Below are 743 nucleotides of genomic sequence, written 5' to 3' on the forward strand. Positions count from 1 at the left end.
CACCGGCTTCATGCGCCGCTTCGACGGTGCGCCGTCGCTCCGGTTCCTCCAGGCGGCCAGAGCGGCCGGCTGCCAGACCAGCCTCGACCTGATCGCACCAGGAGAGGACGGCCTGGCGCTAGTCGAGCCACTCCTGCCGTTCGTCGACTATTTCATGCCATCCATCGAGGAGGCGCGCGTCCTGTCGGGAATGGAAGATCCGGTCGAGGCCGCTAGGTTCTTTCTCGATCGTGGTGCCGGCACGGTGGCGGTGACACTCGGGGCCGACGGCTCGGTGGTCGCCGATGCCGGAGGTACCATCCTGCGCATCCCGGCCTTCGCCGTTCCGGTGGTCGACACGACCGGCTGCGGCGATGCCTACGTGGCCGGGATGATCACCGGGCTCGCCCAGGGCATGGACCTGGAGGCGGCGGCACGCCTGGCCACCGCCGCGTCCGGGTTGGTCGCCACCGGGCTGGGCTCGGACGCCGGCATCATCGACCTAGGCGACACGCTCCAGCGAATGCAGGACCTGGAGGTGCGGCGCTGAACGGCGGCCGGGGCTTGCCGATCCTGGCGGTTCGCGTCACATGCCGCCGTGACACGCAGCGGACATGGGAGGATGGGTGCGATGCTCGGCAAGCTGATGGGCAAGCTGTTCGGGGGCGGCCCCGGCAAGGCATCGGCCCCGGCCGACCCGGTCGAATACAACGGCTACGAGATCGTCGCCGACCCGATCAACAATGGCGGCCAGTTCAACGTCG

The 743-nt window shown here is 69.4% G+C and carries 2 protein-coding genes; both read left to right on the plus strand.

The annotated features are described in order from the left end of the window. The coding region (locus tag EQG76_RS24030) for a carbohydrate kinase family protein (RefSeq protein ID WP_200841065.1) at positions 1-529 on the plus strand (529 nt) is incomplete at its 5' end. A gap of 96 nt (positions 530-625) precedes the next feature. Beyond that, positions 626-743 (plus strand): HlyU family transcriptional regulator (locus tag EQG76_RS33645; RefSeq protein WP_407925564.1); only part of this gene is annotated, 118 nt, incomplete at its 3' end.

It is taken from the genome of Geminicoccus flavidas, assembly GCF_009806515.1.
GTDB classification, from domain to species: Bacteria; Pseudomonadota; Alphaproteobacteria; order Geminicoccales; family Geminicoccaceae; genus Geminicoccus; species Geminicoccus flavidus.